This is a genomic window from Epilithonimonas zeae (assembly GCF_900141765.1).
GTDB lineage: Bacteria > Bacteroidota > Bacteroidia > Flavobacteriales > Weeksellaceae > Epilithonimonas > Epilithonimonas zeae.
In genome coordinates this window covers 404,616-431,378 of sequence record NZ_FSRK01000002.1, presented here as the reverse complement: position 1 = coordinate 431,378, position 26,763 = coordinate 404,616, and the positions used below count along the sequence as shown (strand labels likewise).

Genomic DNA, 26,763 nt, shown 5'->3' with positions numbered 1-26,763 from the left:
AAAAAGTTTATGATTTTAAAATGAGAAAACTACGATTGTAAATAATAAACAAAAAGCTGTTTCACCGTTGTAAAACAGCCTTTTAATTATATTGGACTAGCCACCATTCGTAGCGAAGTTCCTTTGGTTACACATACCAAATCAGTAGAATTCCCATAAGTTGCTGTGCTACAAGCGGAAGCGCTACAACACGCCCACCAGCCCCAGGTTCCACCATTAACTGTTAGCATCTCTGCTCTAGAAAGTTTTTTAAGATTTTTCATTTTGTTAAATTTTAAAATTAATAATTTGTTTTAGCCATACAAACCCTGGCATTGGGCTTTTGCTGATCAGCATTTTATGTCAATTTTTATACTGTACACATATAAAAAAAGCATTCGGTTCTATTTTTTTAATAATATTTAGGCATAAACTACAATACCACCGTTTTTATTACAAACACTAAAGTCTCCTGTTTGAGTTCCACTACATCCTCCACCAACTACACAACATTTCCATTTACGGCCAGTAATACCCCCTGCTAGTGTTTTCAAATCAACTCTTGAAAGTTTTTTAAGATTTTTCATATTGTTTATTTTAAAAGTTAATAATTTGCGTATTCCAAATTTTTGTTCTTTATATAAGCATCTATGTTTTTTGTTATGGCAAATATGTGTAGATCCTTTTCTAAATACAAAACAAGTATACCGTGATTGGTAAATTTCGACCAGAATTATTAGGCATTGATAAATTTCGACTTAAGCAATTTTATATTACGTTGCCGGCCAATGCAATATAAAATGAAATTATTTAGTTAAATTTGTTTATTAGAATAACTCATGAAATACTTTTTTTTACTTTTTCTTTCAATTTTATTACCATCTCTTCATTTTTCACAAAGTATCAAAGAATTCCAAATACCTGATTCCTTAAAAAATAGAAATTTCAGCCAATTACAAAATGATTATGACAGGGTGTTTCGTATTGATAATAATAAAGGGGAATTGTATGCAAACACCATATTAAAGAAAGCAAAACAAGAAAAAAATAAAGAATTCCTATACGATGGATACTATAAAATTGCACATATCAAAGGCTTAAAATCCGAGAACGGACACCCTTATGCCGACACCCTGATAACTTTAACCAAAAATATCGATACCAACTTATATCCGGCGAAAGCTTATATCATCAAAGGCATCCTATTTAATTACAGTTTTAAATATAATGAAGCTTTAGATCAATATATTGAGGCACAAAAGCTAAGTAGAAATAAAAATACCGATCAGTTTTATTACATTAAAAAGCTGATCGGTATTTTAAAAATTGAAACAGGGGAAAATAAAGAAGCTTTATCTCTTTTTGCTGAATATTATAATTATGAAAAACGAAAAATAAACTCCAAAGAAAAAGATATTAAAAGTTACATAGGTTCAATTTTTTCTCTATCAAATGCTTATAATAAAAATAAGGATTATAAAAGCAGTAAACTTTATGCAAATCTTGGTATTTCCGAATGTAAAAAATATAAGGATTGTACTCATTACCCCTATTTGATTATGTCTGTTGGTATTGCAGATTATTATCTTAAAAATTATCCGGCATCTTCTTACAATTTTCTGAAAATAGAAAAACAACTTCTAAAAAATGAAGATTACTCTAACCTTTCAATTTTATATTATTATTTAGGTAAGATTAATAATGAAATTGGGAAAGAAGAACAAGCAGTAAGCTATTTCACAAAATCGGATTCTCTTTCATTTACATCAAATGATTTTGAACCTGTTGCAAGAAATGGTTATGAGATGCTGATAGATTACTATAAAAAGAAAGGAGATAAGGAGAATCAGCTGAAGTACATCAACAAACTTTTTCATGCAGATAGTATCATTAATAACAGCAAACAATATTTATCCAAGGAGATATACAAAAAATATGATACTCCAATTTTGTTGGAACAGAAAGAAGATCTGATTACTGATCTTAATAATAAAAATAAATTATTATATGGCGTATTAGCATTTGGATTTGTAATTATTTTCATTTTAGTATACATATACAGAGAGAATAAAAAGAAAATAAAAGAATACCAAAGACAGGCTGAGCTTTTATTGGAGAAGTCGCAAGAAACGTCGTCGTTGTCTATTCAGGAAAATAAAATTACCGAGGGAGATATTCCTAAAGAAGAAAAAGTGAAAAATATTATATCTGGTGAGAAGAGAGAAGATATAAAATCAAAATTAACAGCATTTGAAATCAGCAAAGATTTTCTTCAAAAGAATATTACAGTTGAAAGTCTAGCAAAAACCTTGGGTACAAATCGTGATTATCTGTCAAAATCTGTCAATGAAATTAAGGGGAAGAATTTTTCCCAATATCTCAATGAATTACGTATTAATTATATCGTTGAGGAATTAAACAACAATGAAAAAATCAGAAAATATACCATTTCAGCTATTGCAGATGATATTGGATTCAACAATTCCGAATCATTTTCTAATGCATTTAAAAAAATGACAGGAACTCTGCCTTCTTACTATATTAAACTCCTGCAAGAAAAATCTAAATAATCACCTGATAATCAAAGGTGAAACAAAAGTTATTATCGAAATTGATCAATATCGACAATCATTTTTTTAGTGTAATTATATAGTGAGCTACCTTGTAGAAAATTTCTATACATAATGAAAAAACAAACTATTACCGAAAAAAAGCTATCACTAAAAAAACTGCAATTAGCAAAACTAACCAACTTAAATTCTATTAAGGGTGGTGCAGATCCTGATGTAACAATTAAGGATAAAACAAAAGTTCCTAAAACTGTAACTACAGCGTAAGAAAATAATTCAGTTTTTTGTAATCAGATCAGTAATTTAAAAATAGATTACTGATTTTTGTATTTTAACTTCCAGTATATAAAATTTCAATGAAAAAATGCCTCATATTTTTTAACATTTTATTTTGTTGTATTGTATTTTCTCAAAAAATATCAATTAATCAATTTAAAAAAACAGATTCTACTAAAATAAACCTGCTATTAGATTACTTAAGTTCTGAAATTATCAATTCATATCACGAAGAAGATTCTGCAACATATTATGATAATCTTTTCAGAATAAACATGGTTAGAAAAAAGTATGATCTGGCACTTAAACAAATAGATTCCGTACGAAATATTTATATCAAAAGCAGTCCTGCAGTTGCCAGTGCGATGGGAATGCAATATGAGGTGTATATCAATGCTTTAAAAAATTCTAAAAGCAAAAACGGTTTCGCAAATACGTACAAAGAAGAATTGCATAAAAAGTATATATCGTTACCAGTAAGATCCCAAATAATCTTATCCAACTATTTCAATATTGATGCAGACCAGGCAAAAAAAGAAGTCTATGATCTATTGCAATCCAGATTTAATAATAAAGAAAACGTAGACATAAATACAGCAATATTATTGTGTAAAAAATACAATTCTTATGTTGTCTCAAAAGCATCTTTTAAATACGCAAGACAATTTCTTGAGGAGCAGGATAAAAAACACTATCTGGTGCAAGATAGTATTGTTATTAAAACAAGGTCTAAAAATTCAATCAGTATCAGGGTCGTTTTAAACAATAAAATAAAAAAACCGGAATCTACAATTGTTGTCAATACAATTTATTCCAGTCCCGATGATATCAATGATGCAAAAGAGATCGCAAGCAACGGCTATATGTGCGTTTACATCAATGCAAGAGGAAAATATTTAAGTAATGATAAAATTGAACCTTTTGAACATGAGGCTGAAGACATCAACGAAGTAATTGACTGGATCATAAAACAACCCTGGAGCAACGGAAAAATCGGGATGATAGGCGGTAGTTATTTGGGATTCAGCCAATGGGCGGCAGCCAAAAAATTACATCCGGCTTTGAAAACTATTATACCACAAGTCGCTGTAGGAATAGGCATTGATTATCCGATGGTAAACAATGTTTTTATGAGTTATATGGCGAAATGGCTTGATTATGTAACCGTCAACAAAACTACCAATGATGAGCGTTTTTCTGATGAAGACAAGTGGAAGGATATATACAAAAAATGGTATTCCAGCGGACAGGCATTCAAAAAACTTGATTCTATTAGTGGAAATAGTAACGAAATATTTCAACGATGGCTTCAACATCCTTCTTATGACAGTTATTGGCAAGGTATGACACCTGACCAAAAGGAATTTTCAAAAATCAACATCCCCATATTGACCACAACAGGCTATTTTGATGATGACCAGATTGGCGCCTTATCTTATTATAACAATCATCTAAAACATAATCAAAAGGCAAATCATTATCTGATTATCGGCCCATACAATCATTCTGGCGGACAAGGATTTATAAAAAATGAAGTTCAAGGATTAAAGATTGATGAAGTAGCAAATATTAACCTTAATAAGATTTGTTTTGAGTGGTTTGACTATATTTTGAAAGACAAGCAGAAGCCTGAGTTTTTAAAAGGTAAGATCAATTATGAAGTGATAGGAAAAAATGTTTGGAAAAGCGCAGATTCTATGTCCGGTTTTGAGAGAACTAAAAAGAAATACTATTTAGGTGACAATTTAATTTTATCCGAAAACCAAAGTAAACCGCAAAAATTCTCAAATCTGAGTGTGGACTTATCAGATAGAAAAGATGTGGATCAACAATTACGTTACGAATACAATATCGTAACTGATAGCTTACTGAATACAGGAAATTATTTACAATATGAAACCCTGCCTTTCACGAAAGAAGCCGAATTTACTGGCAGCTTTTCGGGAGATTTAAGTTTTTCAATTAACAAAAAAGACTGTGATATTTCCCTTTTTTTATATGAAGTTCTTCCTAATGGAAAGTATTTTTTGCTCTCATCCTATACAGGAAGAGCCAGTTATTCAAAAAACAATGCAAAAAGACAAGCGCTGATACCTAATCAAAAGGAAAGTCTATCTATTACAAATACTTCCTTTATCAGTAAAAAAATTGAGAAAGGCAGCAAATTATTATTACTGGCAGGGATTAATAAAAGTCCTCTTTGGCAAATTAACTATGGCACAGGCAAAGATGTCAGCAATGAAACTATGGCGGATGCAAAAGAACTTTTGGAAATCAAATGGTTTAATGACAGTTACATAGAACTTCCTATTACAGAACAATAATATGCCTCAATTTCCTTATCAATTCTGTAAAAATTATGTTTTTAGAAGTCCTTTGTTTCCCTTTAATCAATTTCAGACTATATTTTCAGAGGATAAAATAGAAGATAAAAAGTTCTATGAAATCTGTGAAGATCCATTGTTTCTGGAAGCTGTTTATTTAGCTTCTCCTTACTTATATGACGAGATAAACCGATGGCATCTTTCACGAAAAGAATTGCCTACAAAACTCAAAAATACAATACTAAAATATTACGGCCGAATCAGCAACAGATGTACACCTTTTGGTTTGTTTTCGGGTGTTGGTCTGGGACAATTTGAGAATGATAATCCGACTTTGCGAGGACTTATTCGTGACACAAAACTGGATATGCATTTTCTTGTTTCGTTAGCAAAGTCTCTTGAAAAATTATCTGGAATAAGAAATAATTTATTATTCTTTCCAAATAACAGCATCTACAAAGTTGGCAACAAAATCCGATTTGTGGAATATGAAAACAATGACGGGAAAAGGGATTACATTATCTCCTCTGCTCCACTTTCAGAAGAATTAGAACAAATATTAAATTTTTCCAAACAGGGAAAAACTTTGTATCAGATAAAAGATATTCTTATTAATGATGCAATATCTTCAGAAGAAGCTTTAGAATTTTTAGAAGAACTTATTGACAATCAGGTTTTGGTAAGTGAGCTTGAACCGAATGTTGAAGGCGTTGATTTTTCAGAATCAATTATTTCTGTTTTAGATAAAATTGGAGCAGAAAAGGAAAGAGATATTCTAATTTCAATTCAAAATAAAATCAACGGCCTGGATTCTTGTTTTGGAAATCCAGCTTCTTCCTATTCTGAAATCGAAAAACTTATCCAATCATTAAACGTTGATTATGAACAGAAATACCTTTTCCAGACAGATCTTTATTATGATACCGAAATAAATTTGTCTTTTCACTGGAAAAAAACGCTTAAAAAAGGCATTTCATTTCTCAATAAACTCACACAAAAAAATAATGATACCCACTTAGAAAAATTCAAAAAAACATTTTATGACAGATTTGAATCTGAAGAAGTTTCATTGTCTTTTGCTTTAGACACAGAAGCCGGAACCGGTTATCGGCAGGATTTTGATACCAAAGGAGTTCATCCGTACTTAGAAGATCTGATAATTCCCACATCTAAAGAAAAGGCAGGATTGGAAATTAAACTTAACACAGTTCAGATCATTCTTAATCAAAAAATTCAGGAAGCCATCTCAGACAGAAAAAGTACAATAGAACTTTCGGATAATGATTTCAAATGCTTTGAAGAAAACTGGGACGATTTGCCGGAAACGATGTCTTTTATGACAGAGATTATTTCAGAAAATAACCAAGAAATATTATTTTTAAATGGCGGAAGTGGAAATGCCGGAAAATTATTAGCAAGATTCTGTTCAGAAAAATCAAAAATCCAGGAACTGGTAGAAGAAATTGCTATGAAAGAAGAAAAGCTAAGTCCTGATCAGATCCATGCAGAGATCATACACCTTCCTGAATCCAGAATCGGGAATATTCTCAGAAGACCCGAAGTAAGAAATTACGAAATTCCATACCTGGCGAAATCTCTTTTGCCTGATGAGCAGCAAATTACAGTTGATGACTTATATATTTCAATAAAAAATAATCAGGTCATATTGCGTTCAAAAAAACACAATAAAGAGATAATACCCTATTTGACCAACGCGCATAATTATTCTTCTAACTCTCTGCCGATCTATCATTTTCTTTGTGATTTGAATATGCAAAACACACGTTCAAGTCTTTCTTTTAATTGGGGAGGTTTGGCTCATATTTATAATTTTCTGCCAAGAGTAACGTATGAAAATATCATTCTGTCAAAATCCCAATGGAAAGTAAATCCCGAAGAAATAAACCACTTCGTCTCCCTACTAAATAATGAGAATAAATATTTATTAATAAAAGAAATAGAAGACTGGAGAAAAAAGAGACAAATCCCAAAATGGATTCAATGGGTTGAATCTGATAATACTCTGTTGGTAAATCTGGAAAACGAAGATTTGTTAGTCATGTTTTTAAGTTCTGTAAAAAATGAAAAAGAGATTATCATTGAAGAATTTTTGTACAATGAGCACCACAATTTCACGCATCAATTTATTTTTCCGATTTATAAAAATTTTAATTAATGACAATTAGAAAATTTCTCCCAGGAAGTGAATGGCTTTATCTAAAAATATATACTGGTGTAAAGACTTCTGATGGCATTCTACAAGAAGCGATTATTCCGTTATTGAAATATTTTAAGGAAAAAAAGTATATAAATCAATGGTTCTTTATCCGTTATACTGATCCTATACCCCATCTAAGACTGCGTTTAAAACTTACATACCGAAACGCTTTAGAGAATATAAATAGCGTAATTAAAGATTTCATTGCTTCAGGAGAAATATCAAATTTCGTAATAGATTCTTATGTTCGGGAAATCGAAAGGTATGGAGAAAGTACAATTGAATATGCTGAACATTTATTCTTTAAAAGCAGTGAATTGATTTTAAATTTTTTGGATTATGATGATGAAGAAAAGCTTATGGTTTCAATGTTTTACATTGACATGCTTCTTTCAGAAATAAAACTATCGAATGAGGAAAAATTAGAATGGATCAGCGATTACAATACCGCCTTTAAGAATGAGTTTAATGCTGATAAAAACCTCAACCGACAATTAGATCAAAAATTCAGATTATTTAAACCCCAATATTTAGATTTCGTAAATTCTAATGAATTCGTTGATATTAGGAATCTAATTATTTCAAATATTAGTGAGAGCAATAATGCTATTAAAAGTGTCATTCAAAGCAGTCAAAATCCATTATCGGGATTTTTCCAAAGCATTTTCCATATGCATATCAACAGAACATTTGTTTCAAATCAGCGATTGTTTGAAATGATTGTTTACGACTATTTATTGCGGCACTATAAAAATAGGACTTCTAGCAAAGTACAATTATAGATGTTGAAAAAATTGTTTATCAAAGAAACGAGAAGCTTATGACTAAAATATAAATCGGACAGCTATAAAATACCTTTTGATATTTTATTAACCAATTTTATAATTTTTTTAGAGTCGATCTGAAACCGGTAATGTTCGAAAGTTAGTGATGGTAATGATTTTAAATATTAAGTTATTGGAAACCAATTAAAATAATAATTAAAAATTTTAAAAACGAGAGTAGGTAAGCTTGCTCTCGTTTATTTTTGGAGAAAAAACAGATTGCAAATGATTGAGAATCATCATAGATGTACTAAAGTTAGTGATACAAGAATTTGTCCATTTTGCTACTCAGGCAGAATCATTAGAAATGGAACTACAAAAACCAGAAAGCAACAATATATTTGTAAAGAATGTCACAAGAGATTTTTGGATTATTATACTTATAAAGCTTATCACTCTAATATCAATCCATCAATTATCCAATTAACCAAAGAAGGTCTTGGTATCCGTTCTGTGGTAAGGGTTTTAAAAATCTCTATTATGACATTGCTCAGAAGAATTAAGAACATAGCAGAAAATATTATACCTCCTGTACTATCATTCGGAAAGACTTATGAACGTGATGAGATACGGTTTTTTATCATGAAAAAGAGCAACCCGATGTGGCTGGTTTATGCAATTGATAAGGTGACGAGAGAAACCGCAGCATTCTATATTGGAAAAAGAAATAATCAAACTCTCAACGCTGTTGTGAAAACCTTATTGAATGCCAGAGCAGCAACAATATTCACAGACCAACTGAAGAACTATTAATATCTGATTCCGAAATCGATTCATAACACCAAAAGATATGGAACGAATGGCATTGAAAGAATAGATCTCACGTTGAGAAACCATTTGAAACGACTGAACAGAAGAACCATTGGTTTTAGCAGAAGTATCACAATTTTATCTGCTATTCTGAAAATATATTTTTGGATATAATTATTAACAAAAGCCAACAGATAATTTACCATTTAATTGATATGAAATATCGAATAGCTCACATCTAATTCCTATTTTTGCAAAAATTTTTGAAGTTGATTAGAATCGCGGAACATAACGATTGGGTGATATATTGTATTCTTGGGAGTATCTTTATATACATTATCCTTTTGTCTGTTTTCCAGAGAGAGGCCAACATCAAGGATTTTTTACTTCAAAAAATTGAAGATTCTAACAACCTCACACCATCCTGGGTTATCATTTCTATCGTAAAATGTGTGATGACAGCGCTTTTATTATCACAGTTTGTTCCGATTGTTCCAAAGTTTTTATCCGACTTTCACTTGTTTGGTTTTGAAATTAATAAATTCGGGTTTACTTTTTTGACTTTGTTAAGTTTTGACATTGTTAGAAACATTCTGACTTTCTTTTTCTACTCCAGCGTTGGAAGCGGTAAAAATCTGAAAGGCCTGACATTGGTTTCGAGTAAATTTTACTTTTTGGAGTCAATCGCTTTCATTGTGGCATCATTTGCGCTTTATTACTTTCCGGTTGACTTGGTGAAGTATTTTTATTTCATCATTGGTCTGGTTATTTTTTCTTTTATTTTGAAAAACTTAATATACTTATTCCACAAACAATCCATTTTGCCGGAAAACTGGTATTATAAATTTTTGTATATTTGCACGCTTCAAATAGTACCGGTATTGGTACTTTGGAAGTTCTTATTTTATTGAATGTAACATACACATTTTAAGATGAAAATCAAATCTATTTTAGTGTCACAGCCCGCTCCGAATGAATCTTCACCTTATTTGGAAATAGCGAAAAAAGAGAAAATCAAAATCGATTTTCGTCCTTTTATACACGTAGAAGGAGTGGATGCGAAAGAACTCAGAACTCAGAAAATAGACCTGACGCAATATACAGGCGTTATTTTCACGAGTAAGAATGCGATTGACCATTATTTTCGTCTTGCTGAGGAAATGAGATTCAGCGTTCCGGATTCTATGCGTTACATCTGCCAGTCAGAAGCAATTGCCAACTATTTGCAGAAACACATTGTTTATAGAAAAAGAAAAATCAGCTTTGGTGAGAAGAACTTTTCAGATTTAGCAGCTTTGTTCAAAAAGCATCCGTCTGAGAAATATCTTTTACCTTCTTCTGATGTCTTAACACCTGAGATTCCTAAGGTTTTAGATGCTGCTAACCTAGACTGGACAAGAGCAATAATGTATAAAACTGTTCCGAGTGATTTGACAGATATCAACATCAAAGATTACGATATGTTGGTGTTTTTCAGTCATCAGGGAATCAAATCTTTAGGAATTAATTTCCCAGATTTCAAACAAGAAGATACAAAAATTGCTGTTTTTGGAACTACTACCCAAGCCGCTGCAGAAGAAGCAGGATTGACAGTTAATATAATGGCTCCAACCAAAGAAAATCCATCTATGACAATGGCCATAGAAAAATACATCAAAAGCATCAATAAATAATTATTGACCACATAAATCAAGACCGTCCCTAATTTTTGGGATGGTTTTTTGTTTAAATTTGTTAAAATCTGAAAAAATCACTTCAGAAAACTTTTTACCACATAAACACATAGTTTCTGAAACTTAAATATAATTCTAAAGTTCAAATCAAAATATTTTAATTCTATGTGCCTATGTGGTTTTAATAAATATCAATTTCAAAATGAACGCTCCAAAAGCTAAAAAAATAGATAAACTTCTAGAAATCCATAACGATAAAAGAAATGACCCATATTTCTGGATGAATGAACGTGAAAATCCGGAAGTCATCCAATATCTGGAGGATGAAAATGCTTACACAGATTTTGTGATGAAGGATACAGAAGACCTTCAGAACGATTTGTATGAGGAAATGAAATCCCGATACAAAAAAGACGACGAGTCTTTGCCTTATTTCTTCAACGGTTATTGGTACATCGTACGTTATGAAGCTGGAAAAGAGTATCCGATTTTCTCCAGAAAATTTCAATCTTTGGATAATGAAGAAGAGATTTTACTGAATGTCAATATTCTGGCAGAAGGCGAAGCTTTTTTCGAAACTGGAAGTATGTCTATTAGCGTGAACAACGATATTATGGCCTACTCTACCGATAATGTTGGGAGAAGAATTTACAAGATTTATTTTAAGAATCTTAAAACCGGAGAACTTTATCCTGATGTTATCGAAAATGCAACCGGAAAAGCGGTTTGGGCCAATGATAACGAACACGTTTTCTACATCAGAAAGGATGAAAGTCTCAGAGCATTTCAAATCTACCGTCACAAATTAGGAACAGATTCTTCTGAAGACGTTTTGATTTTCCATGAGGAAGATGAGACTTTTGATGTTAGCGTCTTTAAAACCAAATCTTTAGAATACATTTTCATCGCTGCTTCATCCACTAATGAAGATGAAATGAGATTTATTCCGGCCAATAATGTTTTTGCAGACTGGACAATTGTCCAACCAAGAACAGAGGATTTGGAATATTCGGTGGAGCATTACGAAGATGATTTTTATATCATTACCAACGCAGATGAATCTACCAACTTCAAAATAGTAAAAACTAAAGTTGATAAGCCGTCAATGGAACACTGGCAGGATTTTATTCAGCACAGAGAAAATGTTTTGCTGGAAGGTTTTGAGATTTTCAAAAACTATTTTGTAATCGAAGAACGCGAAAAAGGTCTTTTACAAATTAACATTATTGATAATCAAAACAATAACTCCTATTATTTACCCTTCTCCGACCCGACCTATACAGCTTACATTGGCATCAATCTGGAGTTTGATACTGATATTTTGCGTTTCGGTTATACATCATTAACCAAACCAGCCTCTACTTTCGAATATAATATGAAAGACAAAACCACCGTACTTCTTAAAGAACAGGAAGTTTTGGGTGGTAAATTCTTCGCAGGAAATTATATCTCAGAAAGAATCTGGGCAACTGCAAGAGATGGAAAAGAAGTCGCCATTTCTTTGGTTTATCACAAAGACACATCAAAGTCAGCAAACACACCACTTCTACTCTATGGATACGGGAGCTATGGACACACCGTTGATGCAAGTTTTTCCAGCGTGAGATTATCTCTTTTGGACAGAGGTTTTATTTATGCAATCGCACACATCAGAGGCGGCGAATATCTTGGTCGCGAATGGTACGAGGACGGAAAAATGCTTCAGAAGAAAAATACATTTTTTGATTTCATCGATGCTGCAAAATATTTAATATCAGAGAATTATACATCGCCAAAACACCTTTATGCAATGGGCGGAAGTGCCGGAGGACTTTTGGTTGGCGCAGTGATGAATTACAATCCGGAACTTTTTAACGGGATTGTGGCGCAGGTTCCTTTCGTGGACGTGGTTTCGACGATGTTGGACGATACAATTCCTTTGACCACAGGAGAATACGACGAATGGGGAAATCCGAATGAAAAGGAATATTATGATTATATGAAATCCTATTCGCCTTACGATAATATCGAAGCTAAAAATTACCCTAATATCTTAATTACCACAGGATTCCACGATTCTCAGGTTCAATATTGGGAACCAGCAAAATGGACAGCGAAATTAAGAGAATTGAAAACGGATGACAATATTCTGATTTTCAAAACCGATATGAGTTCTGGACACGGCGGTGCAAGCGGACGTTTCGAAAGTTTGAAGGAAATCGCTTTGGAATATGCATTCTTGCTAAAAATCGACCAATAACATCTTCTTTTTAACCTCATCTTTATACTTTCTCCCAACAGGAATTGTCATATGATTGATTTCAATCTTGCTGGGAGAAACAGAGGTAATATTGTCTTTGTTAATCAAAAAAGAACGATGAATCCTGACAAATTTTGATTCGGGCAATAATTCCTGAATTGATGTCAATGTTTTAAGAACCGTGATTTCCGAATCATTCAGTTTGATTCTGCAGTAATTCCGGAGACTTTCCACAAAAACAATATCATTGATTTTAATTTTCCTCACACTTTTATCAATTTTCAGATTGATGTAAGATTCATCATTATTATCCTGAATTACAGAGTCTTCCTTTAATAATTTATTTTCTTCATTCAGCTCCGAATTATTTTTCTGGAGATTCTCAATGGTTGTCAGATAAGTGTAAGCTATCGGAATCATCGCAGCAATATTGATGTCCAAAGCCGTATTCACTATTTCTGATAGGATAAAAAAACCGGAATTCTTGAAACCCGGAAGAAAGTTCGGCTGAATAAAATAAAGAAACAATGGACGCTGGACAAACACACTTATCAAAGCAACCAAAACGCAATACGAAACAAAGAAACTGAAATATTTTTTCTGATTGAAGAACTTCGGAAAGAGATAAAAAAGCGTGACGTAAACCAACAACATCCGCGAAGGAAGACAACATATCTGAATCAAAATATTCCGTAAATAATTGTCATCCGAAACGCCCCAAACAAATCCAAAAAACAGAACAAACGCCGTCCAATATAAAACGTGTTTCAGCCAAAATTTTGATTTGAAATGTTCAGAAAACGATTGGTTCATACTTTTTAATCTTCTCCAAATGTAATTATTTATCCTAAAACAATCTTCAGTAATTTCTAAGTCTGTTTTTTGTACAGAATAACCTGTCGTTTGTCCAAAAGCCTTGTAGTAAAAGGAAAGGAGAAATATTTTTGTTCAAAATTCAAACTAAAAAATGAAACTTCCTATTCAATTTTCACTTTTATTTTTAGCATTTCTTTTTCCGGTTTTAGGATTCGGTCAGGAAAATAAACCAACGCTTGAAGCTGTAGAATATCTGAAGCAACATCCAAAAAGTCCTAAAGATTATCTCGTTCCGAAATTCAAAAATTATCCTCTCGTTTTGTTGGGAGAAGACCACGCTGTGAAGGAAAACCTTGATTTTGTTAAGAGCATTATTCCAGAATTATATCAAGCTGGCGTTTACAATCTCTGTATGGAATTCGGGTCTTTTGAAAAGCAAAAAGAACTGGACGAATTGCTGAATTCAGAAATATTTGATGAACGAAAAGCAAAAGATTTGTTCTTTTATTACAATGTGGGTTGGGCTTACAAAGAATATTTTGACATCTACAAGGCAGTTTGGGAATTCAATAAAACCTTAAAAGCTGATGCGAAAAAATTCCGAATCGTCAATTTGAGCTATCAATACCGTTGGGAAAACTTGAAAGGTGGCGCAAGAACGCCCGAGAATATGAAAGCGGTTTTTAATCTGGGAACGCCTGACCAGTTCCGAACGGAAATCATTAAAAAAGAAATCATTGAGAAAAATGAAAAAGCCTTGATTTATATGGGACACGTTCACGTTTTCACAAAGTACAGAATGCCAATTTTGAAAGTGAACAACGATGATTTCTGTGATTATGATGAAGGAATGGTTGGAAATCGTCTTTACAAGCTAATGCCTGGAAAGATTTTCAATATTATGTTTCACACGCCGATGTTTTCCAAAACGCAATACAATCCGGCTTATGTTTCGCCTGCGAATGGAGAATTGGAAAATGCGCTTCAGAAACTTGATTATCCTCAGATTGCTTTTGATTTGATTAATACGCCTGTCGGGAAATTACGAGACAATAGTTTTTTCAGTTTTTGTCATTCTGATTTCAAAATGGAGGATTTTTTTGACGGTTATATTTTCCTCAAACCTTTCAAAGATTTGACAGGTTGCACTTATGATGACGATTTTTTCACAGGAAAAGACTGGACTTACATTGAGAACAATTTTCCGGACCCGGATTGGAGAAAGCCAAAAAATCTTGACGAATATAAAACAGCCATCAAGAAATATGTCGATATCAAAGACCGCTACAAAGATGTCATTCAGACTTCGATTCCTGCTGTGAGTTCCGGCAAAATCATCAGAGTCAACAATTTTCCTTCGAAATATGTTGCTCCGAGAAATGTCGATATCTGGTTGCCTGAGAATTTTAATCCCAATAAAAAATACGCTGTTCTCTATATGCACGACGGACAGATGCTTTTCGACGGGTCAATCAATTGGAATAATTCCGAATGGAAAGTGGATGAAAGTTATACAGAACTGAGCAAAAAAATCAAACTGAAAGACTGCATCATTGTCGGATTATGGAATACCGGAGCAACCCGGCATTCGGAGTATTTTCCGCAAAAACCGTTTGAAAGTTTATCTAAAGAATTGCAAAATCAGACGCTTGAAAAATACTTTCTGGGAAAAGTTCAATCCGATAACTATTTGAAATTCATTGTACAAGAAGTAAAACCTTTTATTGATAAAAATTATCCAACTCTGAAAGACCGGGAAAATACCTACATCGCCGGTTCCAGTATGGGCGGACTGATATCGATGTATGCGATTTGCGAATATCCAGAGATTTTTGGTGGTTCAGCTAGTCTTTCGACTCATTGGATTGGAATCACAGACCTTTCTAATGACGAAATCCCTTCTGCTTTTGAAAATTATCTCCAACAAAAACTCCCGAATCCGAAAACCCATAAAATCTATTTCGATTTTGGAACCGAGGGATTGGACAGCCATTACGAAAAACATCAGAACAAAGTTGACCAGATAATGAAGGAGAAAGGCTTTGACAAAAATAACTCGGCAACCAAAAAATTTGAATCGGCAGACCACAGCGAAAGTTCCTGGAGCAAACGGTTTTCAATTCCGTTGGAATTTCTTCTGAAAAAATAACAATCTCAAATTCAATCATAAAATGAAAAAATCACTTGCAATACTTTTACTATTCATCAGTTTCAATCTCATCCTTTCTCAAAAGATTGAACGGATTGAGCCTGCCAATTGGTGGGTTGGAATGAAAAACAATTCGGTCACGTTGTTAATCTATGGCAAGGACATTTCCGATTTACAGCCTGCGATTTCTTATCCCGGAATTACCATTACTGAAAATAAAACGGTTGAAAACAAGAACTATCTGTTTCTGACCTTGCAAATCAGCCCTGAAGCAAAAGCTGGAAATGTAAAAATCAAATTCTCAAAGGACAAAAAAGTTGTTCTGACAAAAGATTTTCCAATTTATGCTCGGGAAACTAACAGCGCCAATCGGGAAAGTTATGGTTCAAAAGATGCGATTCTTCTGATTGTTCCGGATAGATTTTCAAATGGTGATGAAAAGAATGACATTGTCAAAACAACTTTGGAACAAAAACTTGACAGAAACAATGAAGATGCAAGACACGGCGGTGATATCCAAGGAATCATCAATCATTTGGATTACATCAAGTCATTGGGTTATACTCAGATTTGGAACACACCTTTGATTGAAAATGATGAGCCGACTTATTCTTATCACGGTTATGCAGCGACGGATTTTTACAAGATTGACCCAAGATTTGGAACTAATGAAGATTTGAAAAAACTATCCACAGAAGCCAAAAAAAGAAACATTAGTTTGATTTGGGATGTTGTGCTTAATCACTGTGGTTCAGAGTATTATTTCGTCAAAGACTTGCCTGAGCAAAGCTGGATTAATTATCCTGATTCGAAGAACAGAATCAGAACCAATCACCTTAAAACCACAATCACAGACCTCTACGCCACCGAAATTGACAAAGAGGAATATCTCAATGGTTGGTTCGATGGTCATATGGCAGACCTTAACCAGAAAAATCCTTTATTGGCAAAATATCTGACCCAGAATATCATCTGGTGGATTGAGTACGCTGGACTTTCCGGATTGCGTGTTGATACCTATTCTTATTCTGACAAAAATTTTCTGGCAGATTGGACAAAAGCCATTCTGGAAGAATATCCGAAAATGAACATCGTTGCTGAAGAAATGTCACGTAATATCGCTCAGACTTCTTACTGGCAAATCGACAAGAAAAACAATGATGGTTACAAAAGTTATATGCCGATGATGATGGATTTTTCTATGAATGACAATATAGTTTCTGCGCTCAATGAAAAAAGTAGCTGGTTTTCTTCCTGGAGAAAAGTTTACGAAAGTGTAGCAAACGATTTCCTTTTTCCACATCCTGATAACCAATTGATTTTTCCAGACAATCACGATTTGGACAGATTCTATTCCCGTCTCAATAAAAATTTTGAAAACTGGAAACTCGGGATAGCGATGTATATGACGATGCGCGGAACGCCACAGTTTTTCTATGGCACCGAAGTTCTGATGACCAATGACAAAGCCGGAAGCGACGGACAACGAAGAAGCGATTTCTACGGAGGCTGGAAAGGTGATTCTAAAAATGCTGTGACAGAAACAGGATTAACCAATGAAGAAAAAGAAGCGAAGAAATATTTTACCAATTTGCTTAATTGGAGAAAAACGAGTGATGCAATTGCCAATGGGAAATTCAAACACTATGCGCCGACAAACAATGACGTTTATGTTTATTTCCGATACACAGAAAATCAAAAAGTGATGGTTTTACTCAACAAAAACAATGATAAAGTAACCTTAGACCTTAATCGATATAATGAAATGATTTCTAATAGCTTCAAAGCAAAAGATATTATTTCCGGAAAAGATTTTAACTTTCAAAATACGATAGATATTCCGGCCAAAACAGCAATGATTCTAGAAGTCGTGAACTAAAATTCATTTTTTGTAAATTCGCAGTAAGATTACTAAAGCTCTGGTTTAAAATTTTAGCCAGAGTTTTGGTTTTTAATGCCAAAGTTGAGAAGAAAAATCTGGACAAAATTTAAGTAAATAAAAAATGAACGAATCCGAAATCTGGAAAAAAATAGAACATTTCTTTGAAGTCAACTTTCAAACCGAGAAAAATCCGCCAATAGAAACATTTCTATTCATTATCGGCGTTCAGGAATTGGGAAGTGGGCAACAGAAATTCACCAAAGATGATAAGGTCAATTTGGTTCATATTGCCGTTTGCAGGTTGCTTGAGCCGTTTGGCTACTACAAATTCACGCATTATGAAGATGGCTGGCCACAATTTGAAAAGTTGGATGATTTGCCAGAACTGAAACCTAACGAACAATCGCTTCTAATGAAAAAAGCGATTATCCAGTATTTTATTGATGAAGAGATTGATTTGGAATAAAGTTTTATACTCGTAGATTTAGCAAATAATACAGATTTTTCAAAGTTATTATTCGCTAAATCTGCGAGCAAACTATTTAGAATATTTTTCTTCCAAAATATCCTCCAACTGATTCAATCCCATTTTGAAACCTTCTTCAAAACCCATTTCGATAAGCTGATTCATTTCTTCTTTAGAGTTGAAATGCAGATTGAAAGTCATTCTTGTGCCTTCATCAATTCCTGTGAAACCGATCAGCCAAGAAGTTTGGGGCAAATCTGTTCTTACTTTTCCTTTGTCATCAGCAAAAGCATCTGTCCACGCAATACTTCTGTGAGGCATTATTTCTTCGTAATTCGCCAACGCCATTTCTTTTTCGCCGTTTGGGCCTTTCATTGCGTACAACCAGATTCCGTTTTCTTGGAAATCCATTTTTTCGGTTTCGCATTTCCAGGGTTTTGGTGCCCACCACTGATCAATCAATTCCGACTTTGTAAAATAATCCCAAAGGGTGGAAACATCAGCTTTGTAAACCTTCATTACGTAAACTCCACTGTCGAAATCCTTATTAAAAACAATTTCTGAGTTCATAACTTTGCTTTTTATAAAATTAATATAAAAAAATCACACCAAACTTTTCTTATGGCAACATTTTTGATTATTCACAATAAAATGTTAAAAAACTTGATTTTAAGAAATATTTAATAATTACATCGCGTTATTATTATCGAGATATTCTTAAAAAGAGTAATTTTAACTTTTCAAAATCAAAAATTATAATGAACAATAAGTTTATTCCTATCATATCTGTATTTATGACAATCTCCTTGGTGGTTTTCGTCTCACTGCAGCTATATTGGATTAAAGAATTATATACATCTCTTGAGCAGGATTTTTCTAACAAGGTTTATTCAGCATTAGAAACTTCGACTCAGAAAGTGAATCAAATCGAGGTCAACAAGTATTGGAATGAAACTTATAGTAATGTTGGAAAAGAAGTTTTAGCCTCTTCTAACCAGCCTGTTAAAACTTATATCCAGCAAAGTTCCGATTCGGCCAACCGTTCTAATATCCTTTTCCAGACCAGCATTGTTGAGAAACAGAATATTCCGGTTTCGGCAAAAGGTGATACTTTGTACACGACAAAACTTTACAAAGACGAAGGTCAACTAAAACTGAAAAGAAGCTCGCCAGAACCTTTGACAACCAATATCAGCAGAGATATCGACAATAATTCTTATCAGATGAAAGAATTTGCACGTTTGAGCGCAACCAATCTTCCGATAGAAAAACGTGTTGACAGCAAAACGATTGATTCCGTCATCTCAAAAGAACTGAGACTCAAAGGGATTGATACAAAATTTGGCTTTGGTGTCATCAACAAAACCAATCAGTTAACGACTGTTGCAAACAACATCTATCTTGACCAGAAAGACAAAACCAATTATACCTATCCGCTTTTTACGGACAGCAAAGACAGAACGCTTTACACGCTGGCAATCGTTTTTCCCAGAAAAGATTATTCTTTGGTAAAGCATAATTTGCCGATGTTGCTGGGAACCTTCATCTCATTATTGACGATTTTGGGGATTTATATTATCTCAATCAATTATATGATGAGGCAGAAAAAGATTGCGGAAATTAAGACCGATTTCATCAACAATATGTCTCACGAGTTCAAGACGCCTTTGGCAACGATTTCCGTTGCAACGGATTCTTTAGCCAATGATAAAATTGCGACAGACCCAGACAAGGTCAAATACTATTCGGGATTGATAAAGCAAGAGAATCTGAGAATGAAAAAACAGGTAGAGACCGTTTTGAATATGTCCAAGCTCGAAAGAAACGAAATGCCTCTTCACCTGAAAGAAACCAATGTAAGGGAATTGATAAAAAGCATCGCAGAATCTTTCCGACTGATCGTTAATGAAAGAAACGGAAGTTTGACAACAGAGTTTAATGCCACAAAATATAATTTCCTAATCGATGAATTTCATATTTCGAATGCTTTGATCAATCTTCTTGATAATGCTAACAAATATTCTCCTGAAACTCCTGAAATAAAGGTGAGCACAAGAAACGAAGGAAACTGGTACGTGATAGAAATTTCGGACAAAGGAATGGGAATGGAATCAACCAACAGAACCAAAATATTTGAAAAATTCTTCCGGGAAGAAACCGGAAACATTCATAATGTAAAAGGGCAAGGCCTTGGATTGTCTTACGTGAAAAAGATTATTGAGAATCACAAAGGTCAAATCCACGTAGATTCTCATAAAGGAAAAGGAAGCACGTTTACGATAAAACTTCCAATAGTATAAACAATTATCTGATTTGAATGAAGCAGAACTAAAATGTAAAGTAAAAAATCGAAATCAAATTTTAAACAACAAATCAAAATATTACTAAACGAAGAATCCATATTCTTCAACTTAATCATTAAATCAAAAAGCTATGAGCAACAGAATATTATTAGTAGAAGACGACCAGAGTTTTGGTGCAGTTCTTAAGGATTATTTGACAATCAACAACTTCGAGGTTACTTTGGCAACCGATGGAGAAATGGGATTGAAAGAGTTTACAGAAAAAGAATTTGACATCTGCATTTTCGATGTGATGATGCCAAAAAAAGATGGATTTTCTTTGGCAGAAGATGTGAAGAAAATTGATAAAAACACACCGATCATTTTCTTGACCGCAAGAAATATGCGTGAAGATATCTTGAAAGGTTACCAAATTGGAGCGGATGATTACATTACAAAACCATTTGATACGGAGTTACTTCTTTATAAAATCAAAGCTATTCTACAAAGAAGTGCCGTTTTGGAAAACGAGGACCAAGAGCAATTTAAAATCAGTAATATTTTCTTCGATTCTATGTTGAGACAACTGAGAGTTGGCGAGAATGAATACAAGCTTTCTCCAAAAGAAAATGAACTTCTGAAATTGCTTTGCATCCACAGAAACGACTTTATGCCTAGAGATTTGGCATTGAGAAAAATCTGGAAAAAAGAAAATTATTTCACAGCAAGAAGTATGGATGTTTACATTGCAAAATTGAGAAAACTTCTGAAAGATGATGAAGGTTTGGAAATCATCAACGTTCACGGAGAAGGTTTCAGATTGCTAGTAAAGAATCCTTAATAAAACAAACCCTTCAGAGTTTTCTGAAGGGTTTTTATTTTTTATCAACTCACAGATTGGTTTGATTACTAATAATAAGCTAATTCTGCACAATCAGCGAGAGTCTAATTCTTAATTCGTTGCCATATTTTCTTTTGGAGAATCAAGTATTGAATCAGTTTTCTCCACATTTTTTAACCATTGAGAACTTGCCAGATAATTTTGGTCTGGAAAATAAATGAATAAACAAGTTCTGTTTTTTATCGTATTGATAATAGGCTTTGCCAAACTCATCGGAACCGCCGGACAACCCCAACTTCTCCCCAACCTTTTTTCAGATTTGATAAAATCCTCGCTTACATACTTGGCGCCGTGCATCACGATACAACGTTCCAAAGCGGCATCGTTATAACCTTTGTCCATTCCGAATAATCTCATAGAATAGCCGTTGTCACCATTGTAAGTCTGTTCTGTCACATAGAAACCCATACTCGACTGATGCGAATCTTCTGTGTTGGAAAAGCTTGTTGCAAACTCTTCGCCCGTTCCTTTTCCGTGTGCTACCAATGTATTGAACAACACTTTTTTCTCACCCAAATCTATGACCCAAAGTCGTTTTCTATTAGAAGACAAACTAAAATCACAAACCGATAGCAACTTAGCCGACGGTTCCAATTTTCCGGAGCTCTTTAAATTTTGAAATCCCAAAAACGCTTTTTCGAAGACTTCAAAATTCAATGTTTCATCCGTAAACTGAAGTTCTTTGTAGATTTCTTCTGCTGGATTTTGTGGTGAGAAATTCTTTTTGGGACTTAGTTTAATTTCTTTGATACTTATCTTGGGCTGAGAAAAATCCTCAGAACTCGCAAGATAAAAAGAAGTAGTTACTAAATAAACTAAGCATAACAATAATGGGAATTTCTTCATTAATTATAAATATTAGGTTTTTTTATTTTAGTGGGGCAAAATTATATATAAATCATTTTCAGTCCTTTATAATCATTTTTTTTAACTAATTTTTAGGAGACTTTAACGCAAAACAGTCCATTTTGAACGATTTTTATTAAGACTTTATTATGATTATATGTTACTAAATAATCTTCGAAAACCTCAGACCGACAAAAATGGATTTATATAAAGAGACGAAGTCTCGAAATATTGGTAGAGAAGTATAACAAGGAAATGGAGGAGCGAAGCTCCGAAATGTTGGTTACAATTTATTTCAATAATAATTTAAAATCATAAATTGCAGTAAACTTTTGAAGTATGTCAACACTTAAAATCGCAGGATTGAACCTCGATATTGCTTGGAAAAATAAAGAAGAAAATTTCAAACAAATTGAAAATGAATTTGCTGCAACAGAAGCGGATTTATTTCTTTTGCCAGAGATGTTTTCCACAGGATTCTGTATGGAAGCCGATGAAGTGGCGGACAGAAATGAAGAATCCCTAACCTGGATGAAGTCGTTTGCTAAAAGCAAAAATTCGGCTGTCGCAGGAAGTGTTTCTGTTGAAGACAATGGGAAATTCTATAATAGATTTTACTTTGTTTTTCCAAATGGGAATTACGAATATTACAACAAAAGGCATTTGTTTTCTTACTCTGGAGAAGATAAAATTTATACTGCGGGAACTGAGCGGAAAATCATTGACTATAAAGGATTTAAAATTCTTTTACAGGTTTGTTTTGATTTACGTTTTCCTGTATTTTCGAGAAATCAGAATGATTATGATGCGATTTTATACGTCGCGAATTGGCCAAAATCCAGAGTTGAAGCTTGGAAATCTCTGCTAAAAGCACGTTCAATTGAAAATCAGGCTTTTCTTTTTGGATTAAACCGAATTGGCTTTGATGGTTATAATCTTGAATATGAAGAAAGCTCATTAGTCTATTTTCCTGATGGAAGAGAAATCTCTGAAAGAAAAAATAACCTCATCACAACTGAATGGAATTTGGATGAATTGAAGGAATTTAGAAGTAAGTTTCCTTTTTTGAATGAGAGAGATGAGTTTGAAATTATTCCTTAGTTTTGCAAAAAAGCTTTAACCAATGAAAAACATCTTTACATTATTCTTTTTAAGTTTTATTCTGTTTTCTTGCTCAAGAGATAATGAAGATGAAATTATCGAAAATAATGAGCCATTAATTACAAAAATGAGCAGCCTTGTCTTATATTCAGGTTTTACATTTAATAGTAATATGGACTTAAATGTTTATTTTCAATATGATAATGACAAGCGTTTAACAAAAAAAACGGGAGGTTTTTTACCTGTTTCTGGCTCAACAGGATTTGATAGTTCCTTTTCAAATAAAGTTTTTACAACTTTGGTTTACAGCGGAAATACAGTCTTAATAGAAAATTTTTCATCATCACCTGATTTTACAGTTCCAAAAAATTCCAAATATTTTATTTTGAATAATAATAACCAAATTTTTGAAAGAGAATTTGAAGACGGTCACGAATACAATTACAAAAAACAACAATACAAGTATGAATCTGGTAAATTAACCGAAATACTCACGACTTTGCCGAAAATGCCATATTATCCTCCGGATGACTACATTCCGACATATTTGGAAAAATTCTATTATGACTCAAAAGGTAATTTAACTAAGTCTGAATATATTTTTCAAAAAGACGGCATAAATACTAAAGAGAAAATAGTTCGTACTTTCGAAGATTACGACAATTCTTATAATCCTTGGAAAAGATTATATCTTCTGGATGAGTTCTTCTATCGTTCGATTTCTAAAAATAATTTTAGAAAATACACAGAAATTAAGTATGACTATTACGGAAATATCACTTCAACAAAAGTACAAGATTGGGGGTTTAATTATGATTCTAGCGGAAATATAATTATCAATTAGAATATTGTTTCAACAACCCAACCAAAGAATTAACATCGTGTACTCCGCTTTCTTTCCAAAGCAATTCTCCATTTTTGAAAATCGCTAAAGTCGGAACACCGCGAACACCATTTTCTGATGCAATCGAAGGAAACTGGTCAACATCAATTTTAACGATTCTTGCTTTTTCGCCAACTTGTTCTTTCACAGAATTCAAAACGGAAGACTGAACTTTGCAAGGTTGACACCAAGTAGCAAAAAAATCAACGAGAACAGGACGTTCGGATTGTATTAATTCTTGAAATTTCTGTGACAAAATAAAAAGATATTAGAGATTAGATTTTAGTTATTAGGATTCTTCAACAGGTTCAGAATAACATTTTAGGGTACTGAAATTTAACTCCGCTTTGTAAGGCTGAGGCTCTCGAAGCCCTTTTTATTCTACAAAGTTTTACCTTGGCAAACAAAATTGCTCAATGGAAATTTCTCATTTTTCTTGATCGCATTGAATCCACCGTCAACTTCAGTAAAATTTCTATAACCTCTTGACTGCAAAATACTTGCCGCAATCATACTTCTGTAACCGCCTGCACAATGGATATAAAAATGCTCAGAATTATCTAAAGAATTCACCCAATCATTGATATAAGCCAAAGGTTTACTGTAAGCTTCATTGATGTGTTCAGCTTCATATTCTGTTTCTTTTCTGACATCGACAACTTTCACATTATCAGAATATTCGTCCGCAAATTCTTCTACGGAAATCCTTTTGATTTCATCAGTTTCTTTACCAGAGTTTTTCCAAGCTTCGAAACTTCCGTCCAAATAGCCTAAAACATTATCAAATCCTACTCTGCTCAATCTGGTAATCGCTTCTTCTTCCGTTCCTTCGTCAGAAACCAAAAGAATAGGTTGTTGAACATCCACAATCATCGCTCCAACCCAAGGTGCAAAATCACCTTTGATTCCGATATTGATAGAATTGGGAACAAAGCCTTTATGAAAAACAGATGCACTTCTTGTGTCCAGAATCAAAGCTCCGGTTTCTTCTGCTGCAGTTTCAAAATCTTCTACAGACAAAGGATTATTTCCTTTTTTCAGAACTTGGTCAAAACTTTCGTAACCGCCTTTGTTCATTGCGACATTCATCCCAAAATATTTTGGCGGCGCAGTTAATCCGTCAAGAACTTCATTAATAAAAGATTCCTTATTTGGTTGGTTAAGCGCATAATTTGTTCTTTTCTGATTTCCCAAAGTGTCCACTGTTTCTTTCTGCATATTTTTTCCGCAAGCAGAACCAGCACCGTGAGCAGGATAAACAGTGATAGAATCATCTAAAGGTAAAATCTTGGTTTGAAGACTTTCATAAAGCATTCCAGCCAAATCTTTTTCTGTGATTTCGCCCGCTTTTTGAGCCAAATCCGGTCTTCCAACATCACCCAAAAATAAGGTATCACCAGAGAAAATAGCCGTTTCTTTTCCGTTTTCATCAATCAAAAGAAAAGTCGAACTTTCCAAAGTATGTCCTGGCGTATGAAGAACTTTAATTTTGATTTTTCCTATCTCGAAAACCTGATTATCGTCTGCAATAATTGCTTCAAAATCTGGTTTCGCCGTTGGTCCGAAAACAATTGGAGCATCAGTTTTTTTTGATAAATCAAGATGTCCCGAAACAAAATCTGCGTGAAAATGTGTCTCGAAAATATATTTAAGTTTTACTTTATCTTTCTCCAAACGCTCAAGATAGGGCTTCACTTCTCTTAGCGGGTCAATGATTGCGGCTTCGTTTTCAGAAGTGATGTAGTAAGCGCCTTGAGCAAGACAACCAGTATATATTTGTTCGATTTTCATTGTGAATCAATAGATTATATTCAAAAACTTAGAATTTAAATTATTTGAACTTTTTACAGATACAAATATGAGGTTATTTGGATTAACTATAAATAATTTTTAACTGATATTATTTATGATTCCGATTTAAAATTAAACAAATGCTTGATTTTCTAAATCGATTTGAAGCCTTATCGAACCAAAGCCCAAATTCCAACACCAATTCCTGCATACGCTGTAACAGTAATGATGTCGGCTACCGGCTGAGAAAAACGTCTTTCTGCAATGGTAGATTGATTGATTTGGTTTTTATGAAATTTAAGAATCTTTTTCGGTTTATGGATAACATGTGCTACCAACGTGTCACTTTCCCATTTGTCGACCTGTATCTTGTAGCTTCTGTCCGCTACATCAATTTTAAAAAATTTTCCCGCCTCCAACTTTTCTGTAATGCTAGTCGGTTTTGGTTTTTTTTCTTTATTGATTTTAGCATTTCGAGGACCTTTAGAATTGACTTTTGGATTCGCCTGACCATCATCAGCCATTGCGCTCACGGCAAGCTGCTGCATATTAGATTTTACCTGTGGCTCAGGTTTTCTCTTCGGTTCACTTTTGTCCTGCATTGTTTCATCCGTCTCTGTGCTAACTTTGTAAGTATAGCAATTGGTCAGAGAGAATGATATAAGAAAGAGGTAAAGGTATTTTTTCATTAGCTAAATTTAAGAATTAAACGGATTATTCCTAATTTTCTTTTGATGAATCTTATTTTTATTAATTTTTGAAAAGAACATTTTTATTATTTTTATTGAATCAA

Annotated in this window: 23 protein-coding genes and 1 pseudogene; 16 read left to right on the top strand and 8 right to left on the bottom strand. The window is 33.3% G+C overall.

The window, feature by feature from the left end:
* Positions 1–86 precede the first annotated feature (86 nt).
* Together BUR19_RS18985 and BUR19_RS18980 are read right to left on the bottom strand one after the other, a co-directional pair.
* Positions 87–263, bottom strand: a complete 177-nt coding sequence (locus tag BUR19_RS18985) for a bacteriocin-like protein (protein WP_175565913.1) — start codon at positions 261–263, stop codon at positions 87–89.
* 138 nt (positions 264–401) lie between these two features.
* Complete coding sequence (locus tag BUR19_RS18980) at positions 402–566, bottom strand: bacteriocin-like protein (RefSeq protein ID WP_175565912.1); 165 nt, start codon at positions 564–566, stop codon at positions 402–404.
* Between the two features lie 252 nt (positions 567–818).
* Here BUR19_RS18980 and BUR19_RS13785 point away from each other — a divergent pair, with 252 nt between their 5' ends.
* The 9 genes and pseudogenes from BUR19_RS13785 (at position 819) to BUR19_RS13750 (ending at position 12,853) form a co-directional block, all read left to right on the top strand.
* The gene (locus BUR19_RS13785) at positions 819–2,549 is read left to right on the top strand and encodes a helix-turn-helix domain-containing protein (protein ID WP_074236029.1); all 1,731 of its coding nucleotides are present in this window, start codon (positions 819–821) and stop codon (positions 2,547–2,549) included.
* Positions 2,550–2,663: 114 nt separating this feature from the next.
* Entirely contained in the window at positions 2,664–2,816 is a 153-nt protein-coding gene (locus BUR19_RS18975) for a hypothetical protein (RefSeq protein WP_175565911.1), read from the top strand.
* A 284-nt stretch (positions 2,817–3,100) separates the two neighbouring features.
* Entirely contained in the window at positions 3,101–5,149 is a 2,049-nt protein-coding gene (locus BUR19_RS13780; protein ID WP_245799083.1) for a CocE/NonD family hydrolase, read from the top strand.
* Position 5,150: 1 nt separating this feature from the next.
* Positions 5,151–7,325 (top strand): lantibiotic dehydratase family protein, encoded by a 2,175-nt coding sequence (locus BUR19_RS13775; protein WP_074236027.1) that lies wholly within the window; start codon positions 5,151–5,153, stop codon positions 7,323–7,325.
* On the top strand, positions 7,325–8,149 hold the full coding sequence (locus BUR19_RS13770) for a thiopeptide-type bacteriocin biosynthesis protein (protein ID WP_074236026.1): 825 nt from the start codon (positions 7,325–7,327) through the stop codon (positions 8,147–8,149). Before BUR19_RS13775 ends, BUR19_RS13770 begins: the two co-directional genes overlap by 1 nt.
* 267 nt (positions 8,150–8,416) lie before the next feature.
* Positions 8,417–9,115, top strand: a pseudogene (locus BUR19_RS13765) (IS1 family transposase).
* A 95-nt stretch (positions 9,116–9,210) separates the two neighbouring features.
* Complete coding sequence (locus BUR19_RS13760) at positions 9,211–9,852, top strand: DUF4271 domain-containing protein (protein ID WP_074236025.1); 642 nt, start codon at positions 9,211–9,213, stop codon at positions 9,850–9,852.
* A gap of 21 nt (positions 9,853–9,873) precedes the next feature.
* Positions 9,874–10,614, top strand: coding sequence for a uroporphyrinogen-III synthase (locus BUR19_RS13755; RefSeq protein WP_074236024.1), 741 nt, complete (start codon positions 9,874–9,876; stop codon positions 10,612–10,614).
* A 202-nt stretch (positions 10,615–10,816) separates the two neighbouring features.
* Positions 10,817–12,853, top strand: a complete 2,037-nt coding sequence (locus BUR19_RS13750; protein WP_074236023.1) for a S9 family peptidase — start codon at positions 10,817–10,819, stop codon at positions 12,851–12,853.
* Here BUR19_RS13750 and BUR19_RS13745 read toward each other — a convergent pair.
* On the bottom strand, positions 12,836–13,666 hold the full coding sequence (locus BUR19_RS13745) for a LytR/AlgR family response regulator transcription factor (RefSeq protein WP_074236022.1): 831 nt from the start codon (positions 13,664–13,666) through the stop codon (positions 12,836–12,838). The two genes, BUR19_RS13750 and BUR19_RS13745, sit on opposite strands and share 18 nt — an antisense overlap.
* A gap of 154 nt (positions 13,667–13,820) precedes the next feature.
* Here BUR19_RS13745 and BUR19_RS19165 point away from each other — a divergent pair, with 154 nt between their 5' ends.
* The 3 genes from BUR19_RS19165 to BUR19_RS13730 all read left to right on the top strand — a co-directional run bounded on the left by BUR19_RS19165 (position 13,821) and on the right by BUR19_RS13730 (position 18,166).
* Entirely contained in the window at positions 13,821–15,818 is a 1,998-nt protein-coding gene (locus BUR19_RS19165; RefSeq protein WP_245799082.1) for an alpha/beta hydrolase, read from the top strand.
* A gap of 22 nt (positions 15,819–15,840) precedes the next feature.
* Positions 15,841–17,697, top strand: a complete 1,857-nt coding sequence (locus tag BUR19_RS13735; RefSeq protein WP_074236021.1) for a glycoside hydrolase family 13 protein — start codon at positions 15,841–15,843, stop codon at positions 17,695–17,697.
* A 124-nt stretch (positions 17,698–17,821) separates the two neighbouring features.
* Positions 17,822–18,166 carry a hypothetical protein gene (locus BUR19_RS13730; RefSeq protein ID WP_074236020.1) on the top strand — a complete coding sequence of 115 codons (345 nt, stop codon included), beginning with the start codon at positions 17,822–17,824 and terminating at the stop codon, positions 18,164–18,166.
* A gap of 72 nt (positions 18,167–18,238) precedes the next feature.
* Here BUR19_RS13730 and BUR19_RS13725 read toward each other — a convergent pair whose 3' ends face one another.
* Complete coding sequence (locus tag BUR19_RS13725) at positions 18,239–18,736, bottom strand: SRPBCC family protein (RefSeq protein ID WP_074236019.1); 498 nt, start codon at positions 18,734–18,736, stop codon at positions 18,239–18,241.
* Positions 18,737–18,924: 188 nt separating this feature from the next.
* Here BUR19_RS13725 and BUR19_RS13720 point away from each other — a divergent pair, with 188 nt between their 5' ends.
* Positions 18,925–20,466, top strand: coding sequence for a sensor histidine kinase (locus BUR19_RS13720; protein WP_074236018.1), 1,542 nt, complete (start codon positions 18,925–18,927; stop codon positions 20,464–20,466).
* 133 nt (positions 20,467–20,599) lie between these two features.
* On the top strand, positions 20,600–21,289 hold the full coding sequence (locus BUR19_RS13715) for a response regulator transcription factor (RefSeq protein ID WP_074236017.1): 690 nt from the start codon (positions 20,600–20,602) through the stop codon (positions 21,287–21,289).
* Positions 21,290–21,400: 111 nt separating this feature from the next.
* Here the strand turns inward: BUR19_RS13715 and BUR19_RS13710 are convergent, their stop codons facing one another.
* Positions 21,401–22,195 (bottom strand): murein L,D-transpeptidase catalytic domain family protein, encoded by a 795-nt coding sequence (locus BUR19_RS13710; protein ID WP_074236016.1) that lies wholly within the window; start codon positions 22,193–22,195, stop codon positions 21,401–21,403.
* Between the two features lie 339 nt (positions 22,196–22,534).
* On the opposite strand from BUR19_RS13710, the gene BUR19_RS13705 reads away from it, so the two are divergent.
* Positions 22,535–23,296 carry an amidohydrolase gene (locus BUR19_RS13705; protein ID WP_074236015.1) on the top strand — a complete coding sequence of 254 codons (762 nt, stop codon included), beginning with the start codon at positions 22,535–22,537 and terminating at the stop codon, positions 23,294–23,296.
* A gap of 22 nt (positions 23,297–23,318) precedes the next feature.
* The gene (locus BUR19_RS13700) at positions 23,319–24,140 is read left to right on the top strand and encodes a hypothetical protein (protein ID WP_074236014.1); all 822 of its coding nucleotides are present in this window, start codon (positions 23,319–23,321) and stop codon (positions 24,138–24,140) included.
* Here the strand turns inward: BUR19_RS13700 and BUR19_RS13695 are convergent.
* The 3 genes from BUR19_RS13695 to BUR19_RS13685 all read right to left on the bottom strand — a co-directional run bounded on the left by BUR19_RS13695 (position 24,133) and on the right by BUR19_RS13685 (position 26,659).
* The gene (locus BUR19_RS13695) at positions 24,133–24,435 is read right to left on the bottom strand and encodes a thioredoxin family protein (RefSeq protein ID WP_074236013.1); all 303 of its coding nucleotides are present in this window, start codon (positions 24,433–24,435) and stop codon (positions 24,133–24,135) included. The two genes, BUR19_RS13700 and BUR19_RS13695, sit on opposite strands and share 8 nt — an antisense overlap.
* 125 nt (positions 24,436–24,560) lie before the next feature.
* A complete protein-coding gene (locus BUR19_RS13690) occupies positions 24,561–25,970 on the bottom strand; it encodes an MBL fold metallo-hydrolase (protein WP_074236012.1) in 1,410 nt (469 codons plus the stop codon).
* 170 nt (positions 25,971–26,140) lie between these two features.
* Entirely contained in the window at positions 26,141–26,659 is a 519-nt protein-coding gene (locus BUR19_RS13685; RefSeq protein ID WP_074236011.1) for a hypothetical protein, read from the bottom strand.
* Positions 26,660–26,763: the final 104 nt, after the last annotated feature.